Source organism: Nocardia sp. NBC_00403, from assembly GCF_036046055.1.
Classification (GTDB): domain Bacteria; phylum Actinomycetota; class Actinomycetes; order Mycobacteriales; family Mycobacteriaceae; genus Nocardia.
This window is the reverse complement of the sequence record NZ_CP107939.1, coordinates 7,947,472-7,969,322: the sequence shown is the minus strand read 5'-3', so window position 1 is coordinate 7,969,322 and position 21,851 is coordinate 7,947,472. Positions and strand designations below refer to the sequence as shown.

Annotated in this window: 16 protein-coding genes and 1 pseudogene; 7 read left to right on the top strand and 10 right to left on the bottom strand. The window is 68.2% G+C overall.

The annotated features are described in order from the left end of the window. Window positions 1–258: 258 nt before the first annotated feature. Together OHQ90_RS35810 and OHQ90_RS35805 are read left to right on the top strand one after the other, a co-directional pair. Window positions 259–1,080, top strand: coding sequence for a helix-turn-helix transcriptional regulator (locus tag OHQ90_RS35810; RefSeq protein WP_328405230.1), 822 nt, complete (start codon window positions 259–261; stop codon window positions 1,078–1,080). A gap of 818 nt (window positions 1,081–1,898) precedes the next feature. Continuing rightward, window positions 1,899–2,846, top strand: a complete 948-nt coding sequence (locus OHQ90_RS35805; protein WP_328405228.1) for a hypothetical protein — start codon at window positions 1,899–1,901, stop codon at window positions 2,844–2,846. Window positions 2,847–2,916: 70 nt separating this feature from the next. Here the strand turns inward: OHQ90_RS35805 and mtnC are convergent, their stop codons facing one another. The 4 genes from mtnC to OHQ90_RS35785 form a co-directional block, all read right to left on the bottom strand. Continuing rightward, complete coding sequence (gene mtnC / locus OHQ90_RS35800; RefSeq protein ID WP_328405226.1) at window positions 2,917–3,600, bottom strand: acireductone synthase; 684 nt, start codon at window positions 3,598–3,600, stop codon at window positions 2,917–2,919. Then, window positions 3,597–4,172 carry a 1,2-dihydroxy-3-keto-5-methylthiopentene dioxygenase gene (locus OHQ90_RS35795; protein ID WP_328405224.1) on the bottom strand — a complete coding sequence of 192 codons (576 nt, stop codon included), beginning with the start codon at window positions 4,170–4,172 and terminating at the stop codon, window positions 3,597–3,599. The genes mtnC and OHQ90_RS35795 overlap by 4 nt, the downstream gene beginning before the upstream one ends. Further along, window positions 4,169–5,827 (bottom strand): S-methyl-5-thioribose-1-phosphate isomerase, encoded by a 1,659-nt coding sequence (mtnA, locus tag OHQ90_RS35790; protein ID WP_328405222.1) that lies wholly within the window; start codon window positions 5,825–5,827, stop codon window positions 4,169–4,171. Before mtnA ends, OHQ90_RS35795 begins: the two co-directional genes overlap by 4 nt. 117 nt (window positions 5,828–5,944) lie before the next feature. Further along, complete coding sequence (locus OHQ90_RS35785) at window positions 5,945–6,097, bottom strand: hypothetical protein (protein ID WP_328405220.1); 153 nt, start codon at window positions 6,095–6,097, stop codon at window positions 5,945–5,947. On the opposite strand from OHQ90_RS35785, the pseudogene OHQ90_RS35780 reads away from it, so the two are divergent. After that, window positions 6,091–6,512 (top strand): annotated as a pseudogene (locus tag OHQ90_RS35780) (ATP-binding cassette domain-containing protein); the annotation flags it as partial. The gene OHQ90_RS35785 and the pseudogene OHQ90_RS35780 sit on opposite strands and share 7 nt — an antisense overlap. Before the next feature lie 88 nt (window positions 6,513–6,600). On the opposite strand, the gene OHQ90_RS35775 reads toward OHQ90_RS35780, so the two are convergent. The 5 genes from OHQ90_RS35775 to OHQ90_RS35755 all read right to left on the bottom strand — a co-directional run bounded on the left by OHQ90_RS35775 (window position 6,601) and on the right by OHQ90_RS35755 (window position 10,783). Further along, a complete protein-coding gene (locus tag OHQ90_RS35775; protein ID WP_328405218.1) occupies window positions 6,601–6,795 on the bottom strand; it encodes a hypothetical protein in 195 nt (64 codons plus the stop codon). Window positions 6,796–6,939: 144 nt separating this feature from the next. After that, on the bottom strand, window positions 6,940–8,796 hold the full coding sequence (locus OHQ90_RS35770) for an NTP transferase domain-containing protein (RefSeq protein WP_328405216.1): 1,857 nt from the start codon (window positions 8,794–8,796) through the stop codon (window positions 6,940–6,942). Window positions 8,797–8,879: 83 nt separating this feature from the next. Next, complete coding sequence (locus OHQ90_RS35765; RefSeq protein ID WP_328405214.1) at window positions 8,880–9,629, bottom strand: VOC family protein; 750 nt, start codon at window positions 9,627–9,629, stop codon at window positions 8,880–8,882. Window positions 9,630–9,680: 51 nt separating this feature from the next. Beyond that, a complete protein-coding gene (locus OHQ90_RS35760) occupies window positions 9,681–9,992 on the bottom strand; it encodes an MGMT family protein (RefSeq protein ID WP_328405212.1) in 312 nt (103 codons plus the stop codon). A 5-nt stretch (window positions 9,993–9,997) separates the two neighbouring features. Further along, window positions 9,998–10,783, bottom strand: a complete 786-nt coding sequence (locus OHQ90_RS35755) for an alpha/beta hydrolase (RefSeq protein WP_328405210.1) — start codon at window positions 10,781–10,783, stop codon at window positions 9,998–10,000. An 88-nt stretch (window positions 10,784–10,871) separates the two neighbouring features. Here OHQ90_RS35755 and OHQ90_RS35750 point away from each other — a divergent pair, with 88 nt between their 5' ends. Further along, a complete protein-coding gene (locus OHQ90_RS35750; protein WP_328413333.1) occupies window positions 10,872–14,759 on the top strand; it encodes an ATP-dependent helicase in 3,888 nt (1,295 codons plus the stop codon). Between the two features lie 489 nt (window positions 14,760–15,248). After that, complete coding sequence (locus tag OHQ90_RS35745; RefSeq protein WP_328405208.1) at window positions 15,249–19,283, top strand: ATP-dependent helicase; 4,035 nt, start codon at window positions 15,249–15,251, stop codon at window positions 19,281–19,283. Here the strand turns inward: OHQ90_RS35745 and OHQ90_RS35740 are convergent. After that, window positions 19,240–19,650 carry a DoxX family protein gene (locus tag OHQ90_RS35740; protein WP_328405206.1) on the bottom strand — a complete coding sequence of 137 codons (411 nt, stop codon included), beginning with the start codon at window positions 19,648–19,650 and terminating at the stop codon, window positions 19,240–19,242. The genes OHQ90_RS35745 and OHQ90_RS35740 overlap by 44 nt on opposite strands. A gap of 139 nt (window positions 19,651–19,789) precedes the next feature. Here OHQ90_RS35740 and OHQ90_RS35735 point away from each other — a divergent pair, with 139 nt between their 5' ends. Both OHQ90_RS35735 and nudC read left to right on the top strand, forming a co-directional pair. Next, a complete protein-coding gene (locus OHQ90_RS35735; protein WP_328405204.1) occupies window positions 19,790–20,842 on the top strand; it encodes a potassium channel family protein in 1,053 nt (350 codons plus the stop codon). 61 nt (window positions 20,843–20,903) lie between these two features. Continuing rightward, window positions 20,904–21,803 (top strand): NAD(+) diphosphatase, encoded by a 900-nt coding sequence (nudC, locus tag OHQ90_RS35730; RefSeq protein ID WP_328405201.1) that lies wholly within the window; start codon window positions 20,904–20,906, stop codon window positions 21,801–21,803. The last annotated feature ends 48 nt before the right edge of the window (window positions 21,804–21,851 follow it).

Genomic DNA, 21,851 nt, shown 5'->3' with positions numbered 1-21,851 from the left:
CTTGATCTCGAATATTGGTGGCCGCGAGCCGGATTCGACCCCGAATAGATTTCTGCAACGTTGCTATTCGGCGGCGTGTGCTTCGAATATAAAGAACGAATGTCGTTTAATATCGACTCCCATGGGCGCGGGCTCACATCGTCGACGATGGGGTCATGACCAGCCCATCGTGTGCGCGCCGCGAACTGTTCAGCTTGCCTCTCGTGTAGATGTACCCAACTCGTTGATACGACTACAGCTTCGTAGGAGTGGATTGCTGTGCCAAGCAAGTCGACCGATGCCGGCGAAGGGAATCAAGTGCGGCCCCCAACCTTCGGGGGGCTGCTGCGCCGACTGCGTGACGATCGGCGCATATCCCGGGAAAAGCTGGCATTCGCCGCGGGGGTCAGCTCCAGCTATGTCACCCATCTCGAGGGCGGCGATCGCGATCACCCGACCAAGGCGGTAGTGACCTCACTGATCGCCTATCTGGATCGGATAAGCCCGTTGGCAGATGCCGAGCGTAGACATCTTTTCGACCTGGCGGGGCTGGCCGAAGAAACGTTTCCCGGCGTACCACAGTTGCGCGCCGAGATCAGTGACGACATGCGCAACGGACTGCGACTGCATGAGCCGAATGCCGCCGGCTACCTGGATACCCGGTGGAACATTCTGTCCTGTAATGAGGCCTACAACGCCACTTTTCCCGGGTTGGTCGAGGACGCCAATATCTTGCGCTGGTTTTTCGGCAACGAGTTGTCCAAGCGGGTCATGGTCGATTGGCGGCGCGAGGCCGCGCTCACGGTGGACTGGCTGCGCGGCCTCATCGGCCAATCGGGCGACACCGCATGGTCTGCCGAACTGCTCGACGAACTCGGCGAGTATCCGGAATTCCGAACCATGTGGGCCGCGGGCCGCACCATCTATGGCAGAGACCAGCCGATGCATATCCGTGACCTCGACACCGACGAGTGCTACAGCCTCGATGTCCAGATGTTCCGGGTGGACTCCGGTAGTTATCCGGGCAGGGTCCAATTCTTTCTCGGCATCCGCACATCGTGCCCCGCGACCGTGCCCACCACGGAATCGTTCGGTTCGTAGCGAGCACGGCGCATGAGCAAGGCGATCACCCGCTCGCCGACGGGTGATCCACCGCGTCTCCGCGGCCGGGTCCGGGCCGTCGATCAGCTGCGGCGCCAGGGTCTCGGCGATCGGCGCAAGGGGTCCTGACCGCACCAGGCGTCGAAGAAAGCGCGGCAACGCGTCCATTCGGGCAGGCTGCACGCGCCTGCCTCGGTGTCGAGCAGAGCGAGTCCGAGTACGCGATCGGGTGCGAGCAGGGCGGTGCGCAGCGCCGCCTAACCACCCTGACTCATCCCACCGATAACGGCCTTTTCGGCACCGAGCGCATTCGATACCGAAAGTGCGTCGGCTGCTGGATCCCAATAAGTGACCGGCTCGTCGCGCGGTGCTCTTGTTCCGCCGTGGCCGCACGCATCCACGTCACCACATTGATTCCCACGGCGGTCAAGTTTTTCAGTAAGGATCGAACATGGATTCGTCTATGGGAAATCCGTGGGCGAGCAGCAGGACAGGTCCGTGGGTCCAATTCGACTGGAAATGAACTGTCACCGAGCCAGATTGAACGCAGAGCATGGCGGCGGCGTTACCGCCCAAAGGCCACCGACCACGGTAATGCCCACCGGATGCGCTACACAGTGGTGTGTTGCGTCCGGTCGGAGTTTCACTGGCCAGTGTAAGTACATCACAGGGTTTGCTCGATGTTATCGATTTTCAGGACAAGCCGTGTCGGAGCGTATTTGATCCGCTTATCGGGAAATTCGCGAAGTTGGTGACGACCTCACGAGTATCCGGCCGATGAGGACAGGTTGCGCGCACATTGCGGGAGTGAGTGTTTCATGGTGAATGACATCCAACTGGTGCCCCACATCACGCTGGCCGCGGCCGCGGACTGCTCGAACGGCACCTTCGCGGTATGCGGTGACGAGGGCCGAGCGCTCTGGTACGGCCCCTTTCTCGATACTGATCTCGATCATCCGCACGGTGACCGCCGTGCCGGCGCAATGGCCGCCGCCGCCCGCGCGGTCTGGTTGGCGGGCCGGGCCCGCGCCGACGCGGGCCACGACGAAGCGACCCTGCATCTGACCATCACCGAACCCGACGTGGATGCCATCACCCTGGCGTGCACCGCGTCGATGTCGGGACTGGCGCTGGATGTGGTGGTAGCCGAGGACAATCCGGCGCTGGACTGGTGCCTGGCCTTCGGCAGGCTGGACTGGAACCCGGGTGCGCTGGTCAGCCTGGTCGAGGACGCCCGCCCGGGTGTGCTCGAGCTGTGCGCTCTGCGTTCGGTCATCGCGAACCCACCACTCGATACCGACTCGAAGGAGACAGTTCCTATGATTCGCAGTTCGCGCGCTATCACCTCGATGGCCGACAACTCGGTGATCGACCCCGGTGTAGAGCTGCGCTCCGCGCTGGAAGCGCTGCTGCTGCACGACGCCGTCGGATTGGATGCCAGGATGCGGCACGCGATTGCGGCGGTCGTCCATCTCGCCGTCGATACCCCGCACGGTCCACCGGAGGATGCCGAGGAATTCCTCGGCAGGCTCGACACGGCCTGGCTGCTCGCCGCATGGGCGGGCCACGACACCGAGATGTCGCTCATCGCAACGCTGGCCGCGGGCGATGTACCCGCCATGTCCTGGTGTGAACTCATGTTCACCACCGCACTGGCGCCCTGGTCGACCAGTCCCGTCGCGGTCCATGCACGCCGTATCTTCGCTTCCGTCCAGCACAGCCACCTGGGCGCGGTGCGCAACCGGATCGGTATCTCCGGAGCTTGAGCCGCGGACCGGCCACAGCTGAGAACGACTCGGCGCAGGGTTGGGGTGACTCGGCGCAGCTGGAGCTGATTCAGCGCAGCTGGACTTCGGCGAACGAGTCGATCCAGCGGTGCGGTGGTCGCGGCGGATTCGGTTCGCCGGGGCGGTGGACGCCGATCGCCGACCAACCCGCCGCGACGGCGGCATCGAGTTCATCCGGGTGGTCGGATAGGAACAGGACCCGCTCGGCGGGCGTGCCGATGGCGCCCGCGATCTTCTCGTAAGACGAGGATTCCCGCTTCGGCCCCGCGGTGGACAGATCGAAATAGCCGCCGATCAGCGAGGCGAGTTCGCCACCGCGGGCGAAGGCGAACCAATCCTGCTGGTTGCGTACCGATCCCGACGAATACACATAGAGGTCGAGCCCGGCGGCCCGCCATGCGGCGAGCGCTGGCGCGACGTCGGGAAAGAACTCGCCGTGCAGAGCGCCGGAGCGGAAGCCTTCGTGACAGATCAGCCCCTGGGCGGCCTTGAGCGGCTCGGCCTTGACATCCGAGCCGAGCCAGTCGCGCAGGATCGCGGCCACCTCGGCCTCGTCGGCGTCGGGGCGTTCGGCAAGTGCCCTGGTCGCCGCGACGATGGGGACGGCAGCATCCATCCGGTTTTCGGCAAGCCACTCGGGGAGCCTGGCCCTGGTGTAGCCGTACAGATCCTCGCGCACCGAGCTGGTCGGGCTGGTGGTGCCTTCGATATCGACGACGACTGCGGCGATCACGGCGCGGCGAGCAGCTGGTCGAGGGTCGGGAAACCTTCGCTGATGCGGTCACCGGTGAAATCGCCGACCCAGCCGTCTTCTTCCTCGAAGAAACGGATAGCGATGAAATCGGGGCGGGTGCCCATATCGAACCAGTGCAGGGTTGCGGCCGGGACCGAGAGCAGGTCGCCGCCCTCGCAGACGACGGCCAGCACCGCATTATCGAGGTGCAGGTAGAAGCACCCGCGTCCGCCTGCGAAGAAGCGCACCTCGTCCTCGGCGTGCCGGTGTTCGTTGAGGAACTTCTCGCGGGCGCCCTTCGCGATCTGCGGCCATTCGGGGTTCGCGTCGTCGGGGTGGATGCGCGCGATGTCGATGTGGCGGTAGCGGCCGGCGGCATTGAGCTCGGCGACCCGGTCGGCGTACTCGGCCAGCAGCGCGTCCGAGGTGGTGTCGGCGGCGTTGTCCACCACCGGCCAGCGGTCGAAAGTGATTCCGCGGTCGGCCAATTGCGCAGCGATCACCGCGTCGTCGGTGGTCCGCAGCAGCACCTTGTCGGCATCGTCGGCGGCCATCACCTGCAAAAGCGTCATCTCAGTCCTATCTCGAGGATCTCGTCACGTAAGCCGACCTGCCGCCGCCCGGTCCGCAGCACCAGTTCGCACAGCGCCTCGAGGCATTCGGCGCGATCGCGTGCCTGGGACAGATTGTCCCCCCAGGTGGTGATGCCGTGGCCGGCGATGCCCAATACCGGCGGTGCGGTCGGGTTCTCGGACAGGTACCGCTCGATGTCGGCGCCGATGCGCGCGACATCGCGCCAGTTGGGGAACACCGGGATGTCGACGGCCGCCGGGTCGGCGCTGCCGAGTCCCTTGATGAGTTCGAAGTCGGTGATGCGCAGGATGGTCGGGTCATCGGGAGAACCGGTCTGCGTCGAGAGGGTCGTCGCGTACGGCGGATGGATGTGCACGACCGCGGCCGCGTCGGTCGTCCGATACACCGCGGTGTGAATGGTGGTCTCCGCCGACGGTTTCCGCTGCTGCGGAGCTACCGGAGTCGAATCCAGCACGCGGACGATCACCATGTCGCGCTCGGACAGTTCACCTTTGGCGAGGCCGCTGCCGGTGATCACCGCGGTCTCCGCGGTGCGTACCGAGATATTGCCCGCCGTGCCCGGCATCCAGCCGCGGTGGTAGAGCTCGCGCGCGATGTCGGCGATCTCGCGGCCCGGATGGTGTTCGGGGACAGCAGATCCCGCACGATGGACGACGCCCAGCTCGGTGACCACGGCGGTCACGAGGTCGGCCGGCGTGACATCGAAGGCCGGGTTGAAGACCTCGGTGCCCGTGGGAGCTGTTGAGACACCGCCGAATCCGGTGACCTCGGCAGGGGCGCGCTGTTCCACGACGATGTCGCGCCCGGTCGCCATATTCGGGTCACGGGTGGACTCGGGGGCGACGACGATGAACGGGATGCCGTGATGGCGGGCCGCCAGCGCCAGGGCATAGGTCCCGATCTTGTTCGCGACGTCCCCGTTGAGGGTGACGCGGTCGGCGCCGACCAGTACACAGTCGACTTGACCGGTGGCCATCGCCCAGGCAGCCGCGGAGTCGATGGTGAGTCGGTGCGGGATGCCCGCCGCGGCGAGCTCCCAGGTCGTCAGCCGTGCACCCTGCAGCAGCGGGCGGGTCTCGTCGACCAGGACGTTCTCGATCGCGCCGCGCTCCGACAGCACCCGAATCGCGCCGATTGCAGTGCCGAAGGCGCTCGTCGCGAGCCTGCCGGTGTTGCAGTGGGTCAGCACGCGCAGCGGGCGACCAGGGCAGAGCTCCTGCACGAGATCGGCGGCATTCGTCGCGGCGGCGCGGTTGACGCGCCCGTCCTCGGCCAGGATCGCCAGCGTCTCCGCGAGCACCGCGTCCACACCGAGCGGCACCTGAGCCGTGACTCGCCGCACCGCCCATGCCAGGTTCACCGCGGTGGGCCTGGTGGCCACGATGCGCTCGGCCTCCGCTTCGACCCGCGCCACATCGACGACACCGTCCGCGGTGTTCGCGGCGGTGGCGATGACCACCCCGAACGCCCCCGCGATGCCGATGGCCGGTGCGCCGCGGATGGCGAGCCCCCGGATGGCGTCGACGATGTCCTCGACCGTCGTGAGCCGCAACTCCCGCACCTCGTGCGGCAGCCCGCGCTGGTCGATGGTGACCAGCGCACCGTCGTCCCAGATGAGGGAACTGTCGTCCATCAGGTGCGTCCTTCTCGTCGTGAAGAGGGCCGTTGTGCCTGGTAAACGGTATCCGACCGGGCCCGATGTCCGAAATTCGCCTCGGCTGTGCGCGGGTGGCCGTGGTGCACGCTGCGCCTATTCCGCAACGAACTCCGCCTCGCGTTCCACCGCCTCGATAGTGGCGTCGGGGACACGGATCGGGACCGGCATATAGATCACCGAACGCAGGTTGCCGGTGTAGCGGGGGCGTGCGAAGGTCGGCGATCTGTTGAATCCGCTGTCTGCCACGGGATTACGCCACTCATCGGCCGGGTGAGCTCTCCGGCGGCCAGCGGCAACGGGTCGCCCTCGCGCGTGCTTCGCCCTCGCGCCACGGCTGCTGGTGGCCGACGAGCCGACCAGCGCGCTCGACGTCTCGGTCCAGGCTCAGGTCCTCGACCTGTTCGCGGACCTCCGTGCCGAGTACGGCTTCGCCTGCCTGTTCATCAGTCACGATCTCGCCGTCGTGCATCAGGTGGCCGACCGGGTCGTGGTGCTGCGCGCGGGATCCGTTGTCGAAACCGGACCGGTGACAGATGTTTTCGCTCGCCCGCGCGAGGATTACACGCGGCGACTGCTCGATGCGGTGCCGACTCCTGATCCGACGGTCGCCAGAAGGTCGGTGGATGTCGATTCCGAATCGCTGCTGCGTATCGGTGCGTGAGGAGAAAGCTCGAATTTATCCACACAATTGAAACGGGCCGCTGGACCCTGCAATGCAGGAACCAGCGGCCCGTTCTACAGGACTTGGATCAGTGCTGCCCCGGTCGCCGATCGATGCGGTTGGGGTCGTTCTCGCCCTGGCGTCGCTGCTGGTCCGGCATCATCTTCTGGCCTTCAGCGCCCCCGCCTGCTCGCGGCATGCCCTGCTCCTGGCGCTGCTGTTGCTGCTGCCGAGGCATCTGCTTGGGCATTTTCTTAGGCGTCTTCTTGGACTTTTCAGCCATCTCCACTCGGTCCTTTCCGGGGGATTAATGTTCGCCTAACAACCACACAATAGCGAGCAGGCATCAATCGCGGAAGGAAAATGTCGATGTGTCGGACGATTCATGGCCATTTCGGTGGAAATGGGCGGAAATGGGCGACTGAAATCAGCTGAGCAGGGGCAAGAATTCGACCTGAACGCCGTCGGTTGCTTCGGTGGGGACGATGACCAAGCCGTCGCGGTCGATGAGGCCGCCGAGATGGGTGGTTCGGATGTGGGCGTCGCCGCGCCAGCCGCCGTCCTGGTCGAGCCGGGCCGGGACGATGCGGGGGACCGGGCCCGCGATCTCGGAGGCGTTGTGCAGGGGGCCGGTCAGTGCGCGCCGCGGTGGGCTGCCGATGCGGCCGTCGACGAGGGCGGGGGCCAGCGCCATCAAGATGGCGACGGCGGCGAAGGGATTGCCGGGCAGACCGAGGACGGCGGTGCCCGAGGGAAGTTCCGCGACGACGGTGGAGCCGCCGGGGCGTAGGCGCAGGCGGTGCACCAGGATCCTGGCGCCCGCACGGGTCAGGGCGCCGCGCAGCTGGTCGGCGGCGCCGCCTCCGGTCGCGCCGACGATCACCAGGACATCGCAATCGGTTGCGGCGGTGAGGACTTCGTCGAATCCATTGGGCGTGTCGCGCAGATGGACGCGGGCGATGGTGTGAATGCCGTACCAGGACAACATGTCCGGCAGCACCGGACCGATGGAGTCGCGGGTCTGGCCGACGCGCAGCGGGCCCCGGCTGCGGATTTCGTCACCGGTCATGACGATGCGGGCCCGGACCGGGCCGCGGACCAGTGCTTCGGTCGCCTCCACGCTGGCGGCCGCCGAGATCAGAGTCGCGCTGACCGGGGTGCCTTCGGGTGCGATCAGATCGCCGCGGCTGCGGTCCTCGCCACTGCGGCGGATGTCCTCGCGCAAGGGAGTGTCGGGGAGCCGGTGCAGGGTGTTGTTCGCGTCGACCGTCGCGAACTCGTCCCGCACGACGTGGGTGGTGCCGTCGGGCACGTGCGCGCCGGTGGCGATGCGGACCGCCTCTCCGGTCAGCAATCCGACAGGGCGCTGTCCACCCGCGAAACCGATATCGCGGCGCAGGCGCCAGGGGCCGTCACCTGCGACCGCGTATCCGTCCATCGCCGACACATCGAAGCGTGGCAGCGGGCCGACGGCCGACAACGGCGCGGCCAGTGCCGCGCCGCGGACCGAACGCAGGTCGGCCCGATACGCGGTCAGTCGAGAGATATCGGTGCGCAACGTGTTTCGCGCCTCGTCGAGAGTCAGTGCGGGGCGCTCCCGCCGTGACGCCGCGAAGCTCGAGGTCGGCCCCACCGGTCCGGCCCCTGCCGCCCGGGCGGGAGCGGGCGGGTTCGCCTGCGGCGCAGCGCTCGTATCGGCCGCGTCGTCCACCGTCCGTGCCGCCGCTCGCGCGCGCCGCACCTGCTCGTCGGTGTCGCAATCGGCGATCCCCGGCATCGCCACGGTCACTGTATCTGTCGGAACCAGCGCCTTCATCGGCTGATTGACCAGCGAATCCAGCTTCGCGAGGGCTGCGGCGAGCGCCGAGCGCCGCCACACTCCGGTGAGGTACTGCGGCCGCCCGGACTCGTCGGCGGCGAACACCGCGTCGGCGCCGGATTCGGTGGCGTGCCTGATCAATTCGACGACTACCGCCCCGGTCAGGAACGGCATGTCCGCGGCGAGCACCACCACCAGCGGCGACGCGGCGGCGCCGAGCGCCCGCAAGCCCGCGTCGACCGCGGCCACCGGTCCCGACCCCGGCGGGACTTCCCGAACTTGCCGGATCGCTGAAGTCAACTCCGGCCGTTGCGGCCCGACGACGACGGTGCGCACACAGCCTGCGACGGCGGCAAGCGCCGCATCGAGCATCGATCGTCCGCCGATAATGATGGCGGGTTTGTCCACGCCGCCCATGCGGCTGGCACGTCCGCCCGCGAGGATGATCGCGTCGGCGGCCGTCACAAGCCGAAACCTTGGGCGAGGAACAACATGGCCGACATGCTAATTCGTCGGCGCTGCACAACCGCCCAAGCGGGCGCGGTGGATCAGACCGTCGTGTAGCTCGAGGCCGGTCGGAGCAGGCAGAACTCATTTGTCTCCGGATCGGCGAGTACCTGCCCCGGCGCGCCACCGATATCTCCGGTCGAGATCTGGGTCGCGCCCGCCGCCCGGAGCCTGGCCACCTCCTCGGCCTGGTCGTCGGTGGGGAAGGAGGACAGATCCAGGTGCAGTCGATTGCGTCCGCACTTCACGTCGGGCGTCCACACGAACTCCAGCCAGGAACCGAGCCCCGTCGCCGAGCGCAGGCCGGCTACCTGCGCACCGGCATGTTCCATCGGCCAGCCGGACGCGGCGGACCAGAACTCGGCAAGCCGGACCGGTTCGTGCGTGTCGATGACAATCGCCGCGACCGCACCGGTGTCCACGTACTCCTCCCTCGGCTCCAACACGCAGAATTCATTGCCCTCCGGATCGGCGAGCACCATCCACGGCGCGGCTCCCTGGCCGATGTCGATGCGGCGCGCACCGAGCGAAAGCGCCCGATCGACCTGCACGCGCTGGTGGTCGATAGAGCGACTGGCGAGGTCGAGGTGGATGCGGTTCTTCGCGCGCTTCGCACACGCCGCTGGGAGGAAGGTCAGGGCCAGCTCGAGGCCGTCGGGGTCGGGCGCGGCGACGTCGACTTCGTCGACGCGGTCCACGGTCACCCCCCAGCCGAGCAATTCGGCCCAGAAGTTCGCGACGAACCGCGGCCGGTCTGCGTCGAACACGACCGACGCCAGGCGGGTGGACATGACTTCCACGGTAACCGTCGAACGTGGGCGGCGTGACGGGATTGCGCGGCACTACCCGTTCGGTGCGCCGGGGAAGGAGAAACGCGCTGCGCGCAGGTCGACTCGCCCGTCACGGATCGCGACACCTTCCTCGGCGAGCAGCTGTAGTTGCCGCTCGGCCAGATGCGCGGCCGGCTTGCCGCCCGCCCCGATGACTCGATGCCATGGCAGATCAGCGGCATCGGTGCGCATGATCCAGCCGACCGTGCGCGGCGTGGAAAGCCCCGCCGCCGCGGCGATGTCACCGTAGGTGGCCACCCGGCCGAGCGGGATCGTCGCGACCAGCGCGCGGACCAGCTCGACCTGGGCATCCGAGGTGGCCATCGCGATCAGAGCGCCGATCGGATCAGCGCCGCCGTCTCGGCGGGACGGATCTGGGCCACCATGTGATCGCAGTCCCATTCGAGCAGCGTCAGATTGTCGCCGAGCCGCTCGATCAGGGCGGCACGGAACTCCGGTGTCACGAACGGCGGCACCACCTTCATGGCCTGCACGAGCACCGTCGGCAGATCGCGCGGCGGCAGAACGTAGTGGCGGGCCAGCTGACCCCAGTAGGAGTTGACGGCGGGCAGGCTGATCCGCCAGCCGACGCGGCCGTCGGCGGTCGGCATCAGATGCTCGGCCAGTTCCGCATCCAGCAGGCGCGGGTCGACCTCGCTCCAGCCGGTCGCCATCTTGTCTCGCCGCGCATGCTCGACGTCCACGTAGTCCGGCGAGGCCAGACTCGACAGCGCGACGTCCATGAGCAGTTCCGGTTCCAAGGCGATAGCCGAGTCGAGCAACACCAACTTGCGCACCAATTCCGGATGGCTATCGGCGAGGTGCAGCGCACATGCGCCACCGAACGAGTGCGCGACCACCACAACGGGTTCGTCGGTTTCCGCGGCGAGGACCCCGGCGAGATCGGCGACGATGGTCTCGAAATTCCACGGCGGCAGCCCGGTTGAGCGGCCGTGTCCACGCAGGTCAGGAGCGATTATTCGGACATCGGGCAGGTGCTCGGTTGCGATGGCTTCCCAGCGTTTGCCGTGGCCGACGACGCCGTGCAGGGCCAGGACGACCGGCCCGTCGGCGGGCCCGAATCGGTGGACATGAAGAGCAGACACGGCATCCATTTTGACGTGTATCGAAACCCGTCGCAGCCCGAGCCGACCCGGAGCGCCTCGTGGTGTGTCAGTCGCGTCTGTTGCAATAGCCCGCGTGGTGCGATCGGATAGCGCGGTGCGACTTGTTCGCCGAAACGTGGCGGCACCCCGGCCTCGGGTCTGGGGTGCCGATGTTCGCGCGCTGTTCGACGCCCAGGCCGCGCTCGGCCCGATCCGCCCGGGATGGCGGCCGTGGCAGGTGCTCGGCGGGCCGGGCACCGGCAAGACCACCCTGCTGATCGATCTGGCCGCCGACCGGATCGCCGCGGGAGCCGATCCGGAATCGGTGCTGGTGCTGACCCATTCGAAGCAAGCGGCGAGCGCACTGCGCGATGCCATCACGACCCGGCTGACCGGTCCGGAGCCCGACGTCGAACCGGGCGTGCCCGGCGCGACGCGCGAGCCGCTGGTGCGCACACTGCACTCCTACGCTTTCTCGGTGCTACGCAGACACGCCACCGCACACGGCAACCCGCCGCCGCGTTTGCTGACCGGTGCCGAGCAGGATGCCGTGCTGCGCGAGATGCTGCGCGGTGACCTCATCGATATCGCGGCGGGGGCGACCGGATTGTGGCCCGAACGGTTGCAGCCCGCATTGAGTCTCGGTGGGTTCGCCGAACAGTTGCGCGACCTGATGCTGCGGGCCACCGAGCGCGGGTTCGGGCCGGAGGACCTGGTTCGTCTCGGCCGTGAGCATGCTCGGCCGGAGTGGGTGGCGGCGGGCAAGTTCGCGGTGCGGTACGAGCAGACGATGCTGCTGCGCTGGTCGGTGGGGGTGGAGGCGCCCGAGGCGACCGCGCCCGCACTGGATGCCGCCGAACTCGTCGGCGCCGCCCTCGACGCCTTGGCCGGCGACGCGAATCTGCTTGCCGCGGAACGCTCTCGGATCCGATACCTCCTTGTCGACGACGCCCAGCATCTGGATCCGCAGGCCGCGCTGCTGATTCGGGTGATCGGCAACGCCGCGCAGACCGCGGTGGTCGCGGGCGACCCGGATCAGGGCATCTTCACCTTCCGCGGCGCGGACACCCGGTTCGTCGCCGACCTCGCCGCACCGGAGGGGCAACGAATCATCCTGCGGGACAACCACCGCTCGGGCGGTCAGGTGGAGTTGGCGGTGGCCAGGATCGCGGCCAGGTTGCCAGGCAGTGCGCCACAACGGTTTTCGCTGCCGAGACACAAGACCGAACCGGAAGACGACCCTACCGCGGTGCGGGTCCGGGTGCTGGCCACTCCGGCGAAGGAAGCCGGGCTGATCGCCGACTATTTGCGGCGCGCCCATCTCACCGCGGGCGTGCCGTGGTCGCGCATGGCGGTGATCGTGCGATCGGTGCCGCTGTCGCTGGCACCGCTGCGGCGCGCGCTGCTGGCGGCCGGGGTGCCGGTGCAGCAGCCCGCGCTCGATGCGCCGCTGGCCCGACGGCGCGGCGCGGCCTGGATGCTGCTCGCATTGCGAGCGGTACTCGCGAGCGAGCCGGCCAAGCGTCGTGCGCCGCCGACAACCGAGCCGATGTTTTCCGACGAGGATGCGCTCGACCTGGTCGGCGGGCCACTCGGTGGCGCCGATCAGATCAGTCTGCGCAGGCTGCGGCGTGGAATTCGACGCAGCGTGCTGGAGTCGCAACGGAACGGATCGAAGTCCGGCGCCGGGTTCACGGGGGATGACGACGGTGGCGGCCTGCTGGATCGGTCATCGGCGGAGGTGCTGCGGGATCTGCTCGTCGGTATTGCCGACCGCGAGCTCATCGAGCGGCTGACCGATGTGGAGGCCGCACCGCTGCGCCGGGTGCTCGACGCGGTGGATCGGGCTCGGACGGCCCGGCGCAAAGGCGCCGGACTCGAAGACGTGATGTGGGCGCTGTGGACCGGGTCGCGACTGGAGCGGCGCTGGGTCGCGCAGTCCGAACGCGGTGGCGCGATCGGGATGCAGGCCGATCGGGACCTCGATGCCGTGGTCGGTCTCTTCGACGCTGCCGCAGCCTATGTCGACCGGCTGCCGCGTGCCAGCGTCGAGGGATTCGTCGAATACCTACTGCAACAGGAGATCCCGCACGACACGACCTCGCTGACCGCGCCGGGGGAAGCGGTCGCGCTGCTCAGCGCGCACGCGTCCGCGGGGCGGGAGTGGGATGTGGTCGCCGTTGCCGCGGTGCAGGAAGGCATCTGGCCGAATCCGCGTCCGCGCGGCACGCTGCTCGGCAACGAGGATCTGGTCGATGTGACAGCGGGGATCGCCGATGCCGGGGAGCGCGTGAGCCGCGCGGCGCCGATCCTGGCCGAGGAACGCCGGCTCCTGCTGGTGGCGTGCAGCAGGGCTCGGCAGTCGCTGCTGGTCACCGCGGTGGAATCGGTATCGGGCGACCGCGATCTCGTGCCGTCCCGTTTCCTGGCCGAGCTGCTCGGACACGACGACGACGGTGAACCCGGTGCGCTTCCGGTCGCCGATCCCGGCCGGGCCCTGGTGATGCATTCCCTGGTCGCCGAAATGCGCGGCGTGGTCTGCGATTCCGAGGCAGATCCGGAACGTAGGCGCCGCGCGGCCCACCAACTGGCCCGGCTCGCGAGTGCGGGCATTCGCGGCACCCACCCCGAAGACTGGTACGGCACAGCCGATCTCAGCTCGTCGCGGTCCCTGTGGGACGAGGACGACACCGCCGTTGCGCTGTCGCCGTCCACGGTGGAGCTCCTGCGTACCTGCCCGCTGCGCTGGGCATTGGAACGCCACGGCGGCACCGATGGCGACAACCCGCACGCGGTCAAAGGCAACCTGGTGCACACGCTGGTCCAAGCGCTGGCCGGAAAGGTGCCGGAGGCACAGGTCAGGGCTGCCCTCGACAAGGCATGGCAGGCCATCGATCCCGGCACCGGCTGGCACTCCCGCCAGGAGTTGCGCCGCACCGAGGCCATGCTGGAGACATTCATGGCCTGGGTCCGCAACACCCGAGGCGAACTCACCCAGGCCGGCGTCGAGGTCCCGGTCGACTGCGTGCTACCCGCACGCGCGGAAGACGAACGCCCCGTCCGCATCCGTGGTCGAGTCGACCGATTGGAACGCGACGCCCTCGGCCGCTTCGTGATCGTTGACGTAAAGACCGGCAAGTCCCCGGTCACCAAACAAGCCGCCGCCGACCATGCCCAACTCGCGACCTACCAGGTAGCCGCGGCGATGGGTGCGCTCGACCCGACGATGGGCAAGTCGGATGACAACCCGCACGAATCGGATGGCTTCGACACCGAAACCCGAGGTGTCACCCGGGAATCCCGTTCTCCCGCAATCGAATCGAGGCGCGCCACCACTGAGTCCTGGAGCTTGCCGGAGGCCGCCGAACTCGGAGCGAGCGAACGGGGAGGACCAGTCGGTATGGTCGGCGTCGTAGCTGGAGTTCCGATGTCACCTGCTGACTCGGGTGGCCCCGGTGTGCGTGGTGGCGTGCGGGGGGAGTCCGGCGCGGTTGCGGGCACAGCCGATGGACCTCGGATCGAGGCCGCTGGGGCATCGGGAACATCCGAAGTCGCGACCAATGGAACATCGAGCACAACAGCTGAACCAGGCAGCGCCGCAGGTTCGCATGGTGAGTTTGTGAGCGAATCCGGTGGTGCTGTGGGTGTGTCCGGTGGTGCTGTGGGTGTGTCCGGTGGTGGCGTAGGTGAATTCGGTAAGGCTCCCGGCCCGGCCATCGGTGAAACCAATGCTCCGATGGGAGAGCCCGGTGGGGCACGCTTGGTCTACGTCGCCAAGCCGAGCAGCAAGGAAGGCGCGACCCAGCGGATGCAGTTGCCGCTGGATGCCGAAGCCCTGGAGAAATGGCGCGGCACCATTCACGACGCGGCGGCCGCGACCCAGGGGCCGAGCTACCTCGCCATGCGCAACGATGGCTGCAGGCACTGCGCGGTCGCGGGCAGTTGCCCGGTCCAAGACACCGGGAGGCAGGTGACCGACGAGTGAGGGAGTACCTCGAGCGGGCCGTTGGCGCGGGTCCGTCTGGAGCTGTGGTGTCGTGTGCCGGCGCGGCGCAGTGGTCGACCGACCCGCAGCGAATGGACCACGGGCTCGGGGCTCACGGGACCTGCGGTGTCAGCCGTCGACGAGGTGGAACAGCGAGGGTGCGTAGCGACCAGACCTGCGCGGCGGCTTCGACGCTGGCGATGCCGGGTTTCGGCGAGGCGAAATCGTGAGACAGCTCTCAGGCAGGGGCATCGGTGCTGTGACTATGAGAGCTGCGGCGCCCGGTGTTGGTCGGAGTGTGAGTGTGGGGGAGCGAGCCGGTCCGGCTGTGGTGTCGAGTGGTGGTTGGGGTGTGAGTGTGGGGGAGCGAGCCGGTCTGACTGTGGTGTCGGGTGTTGGTCGGGGTGTGAATGTGAGCGAGCGCGACGATCGGGCCGTCGGCGCGGGGGCTTCGGCGGCTGCGATGTCGCGTGGTCGCGAGGCACCGTCGTGAGTCGGGTGACGCCGTATCGGTTGGCGGAGGCACTCGGTTTGCCGCCGCCTACCGATGAACAGGCTGCGGTGATCGCGGCTCCGCCGGGGCCGACGCTGGTGGTGGCCGGTGCGGGCGCAGGAAAGACCGAGACCATGGCCGCCAGGGTGGTCTGGATGGTGGCCAATCGACTGGTGCTGCCCGATGCGGTGCTCGGGTTGACCTTTACCCGAAAAGCCGCACAGCAGTTGACCTCTCGCATTCGTACTCGGTTGGCCAGGCTGGCCGGGGCGCCGCTGTTGCGCGATCTCGATGTCAGTGGCGAATTGCGCGCGCAGTTGGCTGGTGCCGAGCCGGAGATCAGCACCTATCACTCGTATGCGGGCAGGCTGCTCACCGAACACGGACTGTTACTTCCGGTGGAACCCTCGGCGACGCTGCTCACCGAAACCCAGCTCTGGCAGCTCGCACACCAGGTGGTGCGCAATTGGGACGGTGACCTGGATACCGAGCGCACCCCGGTATCGGTGACCGAGGCGGTGCTCGCGCTGTCCGGACAGCTCGCCGAACACCTGGTGGAACCCGAACAGCTGGCCGAAGCGCACACCGAACTCGAAAAACTGGTGTTCACGCTGCCCGCAGGCCCGCGCCAGCGTGGGGGGCCGAGCCAGACGTTGCTCAATATCGTTCAGGTGCAACGCGAACGCGTCGCACTCCTGCCGCTGGTACAGCAACTGGCCGAGGCGCTGCGCCGCCGCGGCGCCCTGGACTTCGGCGCCCAGATGTCCCTGGCCGCCCGCCTCGCCGCCGAGCACCCCGAGGTCGCGGCCGCCGAACGGGCCCGCTTCCGTCTGGTCCTGCTCGACGAATACCAGGACACCGGCCACGCCCAGCGCGTCCTGCTTTCCGCATTGTTCGGCGGTACACCACCTGCCGAGCAACAGCGCCAACCCGGTCGAGCCTCGACAACCGCTGCACGTCCGACCGCCGTCGAGCCACCCCGCCGTGCCCAGTCCCCAGCGATCGAGCCGCCCACGAACTTCGAACCCGCATCGGACCTTGCCCCGCCCCCGGACTTCGAGCCCCCGCCGGATTTCGAACCCCCGCCGGATCTAGAGCCACCACGGGATTTCGACCCGAGGTCTGGCACTGTTGACCATTTCCGGTCCGCTGCTCCCGAAATTTCCGACAGCTCATCACATTCCGTGCACACAGGAGAGGTCGGGCGGCGGTTGGCGGTGACGGCGGTCGGAGATCCGATGCAGTCGATCTATGGCTGGCGCGGTGCTTCCGCAGCTAACCTGCCGCGGTTCGCGACCGACTTTCCCGCCGCCCCCGGTGTTCCCGCGCCGACTCTGCCGCTGTTGACCAGCTGGCGGAATCCGCCGGAGGCGCTCGCCTTGGCGAACCTGGTTGCGGAACCGTTGCGGCGCAGTGCGATCGATGCGGGCGGGGTGACTGTCGATGCGTTGCGCGCGAAACCTGATGCGGAGTCGGGCGTCGTGGCATTGGCATTGACCGAAACCGTTGCCGACGAACGGGACTGGGTGGCAGTGCGGATTGCCGACGAGTGGGCGGTGCGTCGTGCCGCCGACGAACCGCCACCCACCTCTGCGGTGCTCGTTCGACGCAACGCCGACGCCGCCCCACTCGCGGAAGCTCTTCGCGAGCAGGGACTTCCGGTGGAGATTGTCGGTCTCGGCGGGTTGCTCGCGACACCGGAGGTAGCCGATATCGTTGCGACGCTGCGGTTGATCGCGGAACCGGGCGCGGGCAGTGCGGCGATGCGGGTGCTCACCGGCGCGCGGTGGCGGATCGGGGTCGCGGACATCGCGGCGCTCGCTCGTCGCGCCCGCGACCTATCGATCAGCCGACTCACCGCGGGTGACGCCAACGAGATCACCGATTCGACAACCCTCGCCGCGGCGCTGCGCGAGGTGGCGCCGGAACCGTCCGAACAGGCCGGGTTGGCCGATGCGATCGCCGATCCCGGTCCACAGGAACAGTATTCGGAGTCGGGGTTCACGCGGATCGTCGCGCTCGGCCGCGAACTCGCCGCACTGCGCGAGCGCAGCGGCCAGCCGCTCGCGGAACTGGTCGCCGACGTCGAACGCACCATCGGGGTCGGGGTGGAGACCCAGGCCAGGCGGGCCATGGCGGGTGCAGGCGCCGGGCGCGAGCATCTCGATGCCTTCGCCGAAGTGGTGGCCGGGTATGCCGGCGATTCGGGGGCGTCGCTGAGCGGCTTGCTTGCCTTCGTCGCCGCGGCCGAATCGGTGGAGAACGGTTTGGAACCGGGTGAGATCGAGGTGGCCCGCGATCGCGTGCAGGTGCTGACGGTGCATGCCGCGAAGGGGCTGGAATGGGAGATCGTCGCCGTCCCGCACGTGGCGCGCGGCGTGTTCCCGTCCGGAGCGGCCTCGGGCAGCTGGCTCGGCGCGCTTGCCGAACTGCCGACCACTTTGCGCGGCGATCGCCAACAGGACGACGCCACCGAAGGCGTTCCGGTCCTCGACCTGTCCGACCTCTACGACCGCGCCGATCTGGACCGCGCGATCAAAGCGCACAAAGAAGCTCTCGACCGCCGTCGCCTCGATGAAGACCGCCGCCTGTTCTACGTCGCACTCACCAGAACCGAACGGGTCCTACTTGTTTCGGCCCACCACTGGGCCGAGACCGGCACCACCCCCAAGGGCCCGTCCGATTTTCTCCTCGAACTCAAAAACGCCGGCGAGTCCCCTGGCAGCCCGGCCAACGGCGCCGTCGAGATCGACCGCTGGGACGACCCGCCCGCCGTCGACGCCGTCAACCCTTTCACCGACAACCCGGCCACCGCCGAGTGGCCCCGCGACCCACTCGGCAACCGTCGCGACCCCATCGAGCAAGGCGCGGCACTGGTCCGCGCCGCCCTGGAAGAGCTGCTCGCACAAAGGGAGTCGGTATCTGCCACTGCCGCAGTCGATCCCGTGCAGCTCCAGCTGATGGCGGAGATCGACGCTTCCGACGACATAGCAGTGATAGTAGGCGGACCCACCGACACGCGAGCCTTGCCCGCTGCCGCTGCCGCTGCCGCTGCCGCTGCCAGCGGCCCGAAACAGGCCGGAGTGGAAGGCGACTCCGGCGACCGGAAGCTGTCCGGGGTCGATGGCGACTCCGGCGACCCGAAGCTGTCCGGGGTCGATGGCGACTCCGGCGACCTGAAGCTGTCCGGGGTCGACCGCGACTTCGACGACCCGAAGCATGTCGTAGCCGACGGTGACCCGGACCAGGCTGGAGCGGACGGCGACCGCGGCAACCCGGACCCAACCGGTGCGGACGACGACCCCGACGGCTGGGCTGCCGACGTCGACGCCCTCCTGGCCGAACACGAAGCGGCTCGAGCGATCGCGCAGGTGGTGGAACTGCCGGGGCAGATCGCGGCGACCGCGCTCGTCGAGATGCGCGCCGACCCCGCGAAACTCGCTGCGCGCCTGCGCCGTCCGCTCCCATTTCCGCCGAATCCCTTGGCGCGCCGGGGCACCGCGTTCCACGCCTGGGTGCAACGGTGGTTCGGCGCCGACCGGCTACTCGGTCTAGACGAGCTGCCGGGTGCCGCCGATAGCAGTGCCGCCGACGCAGGCGTGGACGCGGAACTGACCAGGATGCAGGACGCATTCCTGAACTCGCCATGGGCGCACCGCAGCCCGCTCGAGGTGGAGATCCCGTTCGAAACCTCCCTCGCGGGCACCGTCATCCGCGGTCGGATGGACGCGGTGTTCGCCGAGCCGGGCGGCGGTTGGATCGTGGTGGACTGGAAGACCGGCGCCGAGCCGAGCGCCGCCGAGGAGCCCGCTGTCGCAATGCAGTTGGCGGTGTACCGGCTGGCCTGGGCGCGGCTGATGGCGGCCCGCGAAGGCGGCACCGAGCGGGAGATGCTCGACCGCGTCGGCGCCGCTTTCCACTACGTGCGTTCCGGACGCACCATCGCGCCGGTCGCCCTGCCCGGCCCCGACGAATTGGCCGAGCTGATCAGGAGCGCCGCGCCTGTCGGCTCACCTTCAGTGACTGAGTGATCAGCGGCAGCTGCAGCGGCAGTCGCAGCACCGTCCCGATCTTGATTGCTCGCGGCGACTTGGGATTGCCGAGCACGTCGGCGGCCATCTGCACATTCGCGGGGAACACGACGATGAACAGCAGCGCCGCGAGCCGACCCCCGAAGCCGCGGGTGCGCGGCAGAGCGAGCGCGGCCGCGACGGTGAGTTCGGCGACACCGGAGGCGTAGGTGTAATCACGGGCCCGGCCCGGCAGCGCGCGCGGCACGATCGAATCGAATGGCTTCGGCCACACGAAGTGCAATACGCCGGATCCGAACAGCAGTGTTGCGAGCATCAGTGCGGGCCGTCGGCCGGTGTCGCGGGGGACGAGAGCGTTGTCTGCCATGCCTCACCCTTGCATTCGCCCACTGTTTGCGTCGAGATCGGGCATCGCCACGCTAACCGGGTAGGCTCCCGTGCTGTGCCGGAGGGACAAGCAGAGCCGGGGACAGCGATCTCGGCGAGCAACAGGGTGGGTGAGTCCGGTGCTCGGTGATCGTGCCAGGCCAGGAGTGTCCGACCGCCCGGATTTCGCGCTGGTGGGTGTGCTGCGCATTCCGGAAATACAGACGAGCCCATGGATTTCGCTGTCGCGCCGGGTGGCCTTCGCGATCGCGCTGCTGTTCAGCGCGGCACTGGTGGTCTACCTGGGTCGCGACGGATACCACGACAATTCCGGTGACGAGCTGTCGTTCCTCGACGCGTTCTATTACGCGACGGTGTCGCTGTCCACCACCGGATACGGCGATATCGCTCCGGTGACAGCCGAGGCGCGGCTGGCCAACATCGTCATCATCACGCCGCTGCGCATTCTCTTCCTCATCGTGCTCGTCGGAACCACACTCGGGGTGCTGACCGAACGCTCCCGGCAGGCATTCAAGATTCAGCGTTGGAGGCGCAGCGTGCGTAATCACACCGTGGTCGTCGGATACGGCACGAAGGGTCGCACCGCGATCGACGCCATGATCGGCGACGGCGTGCAGGCCGCCGACATCGTCGTGGTCGACACCGATGTCGTCGCGCTGGAGGCCGCCGCCAGTGCCGGGCTGGTGACGGTGCACGGCTCGGCCACCCAATCAGATGTGCTCCGGCTGGCCGGTGCGCAGAATGCGGCGGCTGTCGTGGTCGCCACCAACCGGGACGACACCGCTGTCCTGGTCACGCTCACCGCTCGCGAGCTCAATAAGGCGGCCAAGATCGCGGTGGCCATCCGCGAGGCCGAAAACACCCATCTGCTGCGCCAATCCGGCGCGGACTCGGTGGTGGTGTCCTCGGAGACCGCGGGCAGGCTGCTCGGCATCTCCACCACGACGCCGACCGTCGTCGAAATGATGGAGGACCTGCTCACCCCCGAACAGGGATTCGCGGTCGCCGAACGCGAGGTCGAGGCCTCCGAGATCGGCGGCTCGCCGAGGCATCTCAGCGACATCGTGCTCGGTGTTGTGCGGGGCGGTGAGCTGATCCGGGTCGGCGAGCCCGAGGTCGACGCCATCGAGGCCGGTGACAAATTGCTCTACATTCGTCGCGTGTCCAAGTGACATCGGTGCGCCCGGCACCTGCGCGAGAACCGGCGTTCCGAGCGACAGCTAGTCTCGAAGCGTGGCATTTCAGCTCAATGGTGTTCCGTTGCTGTCCCGTTCCGTCGTCGATCGAGCCGAAGAGGTCAGGGCCGACGCGCAGGCGCTGAAGGAAGGCTGGGCCGACGCCAAGCTGCTACGGGTGAACCGGCGGGGTCAGGTCAGGTTCGAGGACGGCGCGCTGGTGCTGGAGTCGGCGATCGAACTCGCCGCCGAGCCGAGCCCGGCGGCGGTGTTCCTCGGTATCGACAAAGGCATCCACTTGTGGGCGGTGCGCGATCCCGAGCTGACCGGGTCGCTGACCGACCTGCGCGCCATGGCCGGCGGGGTCGACGATTTCACCGCGGGCCTGCTTTCCAGCGCTGTCGCCCTGCTGAACTGGCATGACAAAGCCGGTTTCAACAGCGCCGACGGCACCGTCACCGTCTCGGCCAAGGGCGGCTGGTCGCGGGTCACCGAGTCCGGGTACGAGGAATTCCCGCGCATCGATCCCGCGGTCATCTGCCTGATCCACGATGGCGGCGACCGGGTGCTGTTGGCGCGTCAGCACAGCTGGCCGCAGTCGTTGTTCTCGCTGCTTGCCGGTTTCGTCGAGGCGGGCGAGTCGCTGGAACGCTGCGTCGAGCGCGAGATGCTCGAGGAAGTCGGCCTCGATGTGCGCGACATTCACTATCTCGGCAGCCAGCCGTGGCCGTTCCCGCGCTCGCTGATGCTCGGCTTTGCCGCGGTGGCCGATCCCGAACAGCCACTGGTCTTTTCCGACGGTGAGATCGCCGAGGCGCACTGGTTCACCCGCGCCGAGGTGCGCGAGGCACTGTCGGCGGGTGATTGGTCGGCCAAGACCGAGGACACGCGACTGCTGCTGCCCGGCTCGATCTCTATTGCCCGCACCATTGTCGAATCCTGGGCAGCGCTCGACTGACTCTGCGCGCCGAGCACGCGAATCCGCGCGGGCCGCATTCGGTCCGCG

Bases quoted from the DNA above. Each gene is read 5' to 3' on its own strand.
- OHQ90_RS35805 (WP_328405228.1), top strand. From the start codon at position 1,899: ATGGTGAATGACATCCAACTGGTGCCCCACATCACGCTGGCCGCGGCC.
- OHQ90_RS35795 (WP_328405224.1), bottom strand. From the start codon at position 4,172: ATGACGCTTTTGCAGGTGATGGCCGCCGACGATGCCGACAAGGTGCTG.
- mtnA (WP_328405222.1), bottom strand. From the start codon at position 5,827: ATGGACGACAGTTCCCTCATCTGGGACGACGGTGCGCTGGTCACCATC.
- OHQ90_RS35775 (WP_328405218.1), bottom strand. From the start codon at position 6,795: ATGGCTGAAAAGTCCAAGAAGACGCCTAAGAAAATGCCCAAGCAGATG.
- OHQ90_RS35765 (WP_328405214.1), bottom strand. From the start codon at position 9,629: ATGTCCACCCGCCTGGCGTCGGTCGTGTTCGACGCAGACCGGCCGCGG.
- OHQ90_RS35760 (WP_328405212.1), bottom strand. From the start codon at position 9,992: ATGGCCACCTCGGATGCCCAGGTCGAGCTGGTCCGCGCGCTGGTCGCG.
- OHQ90_RS35755 (WP_328405210.1), bottom strand. From the start codon at position 10,783: ATGGATGCCGTGTCTGCTCTTCATGTCCACCGATTCGGGCCCGCCGAC.
- OHQ90_RS35740 (WP_328405206.1), bottom strand. From the start codon at position 19,650: ATGGCAGACAACGCTCTCGTCCCCCGCGACACCGGCCGACGGCCCGCA.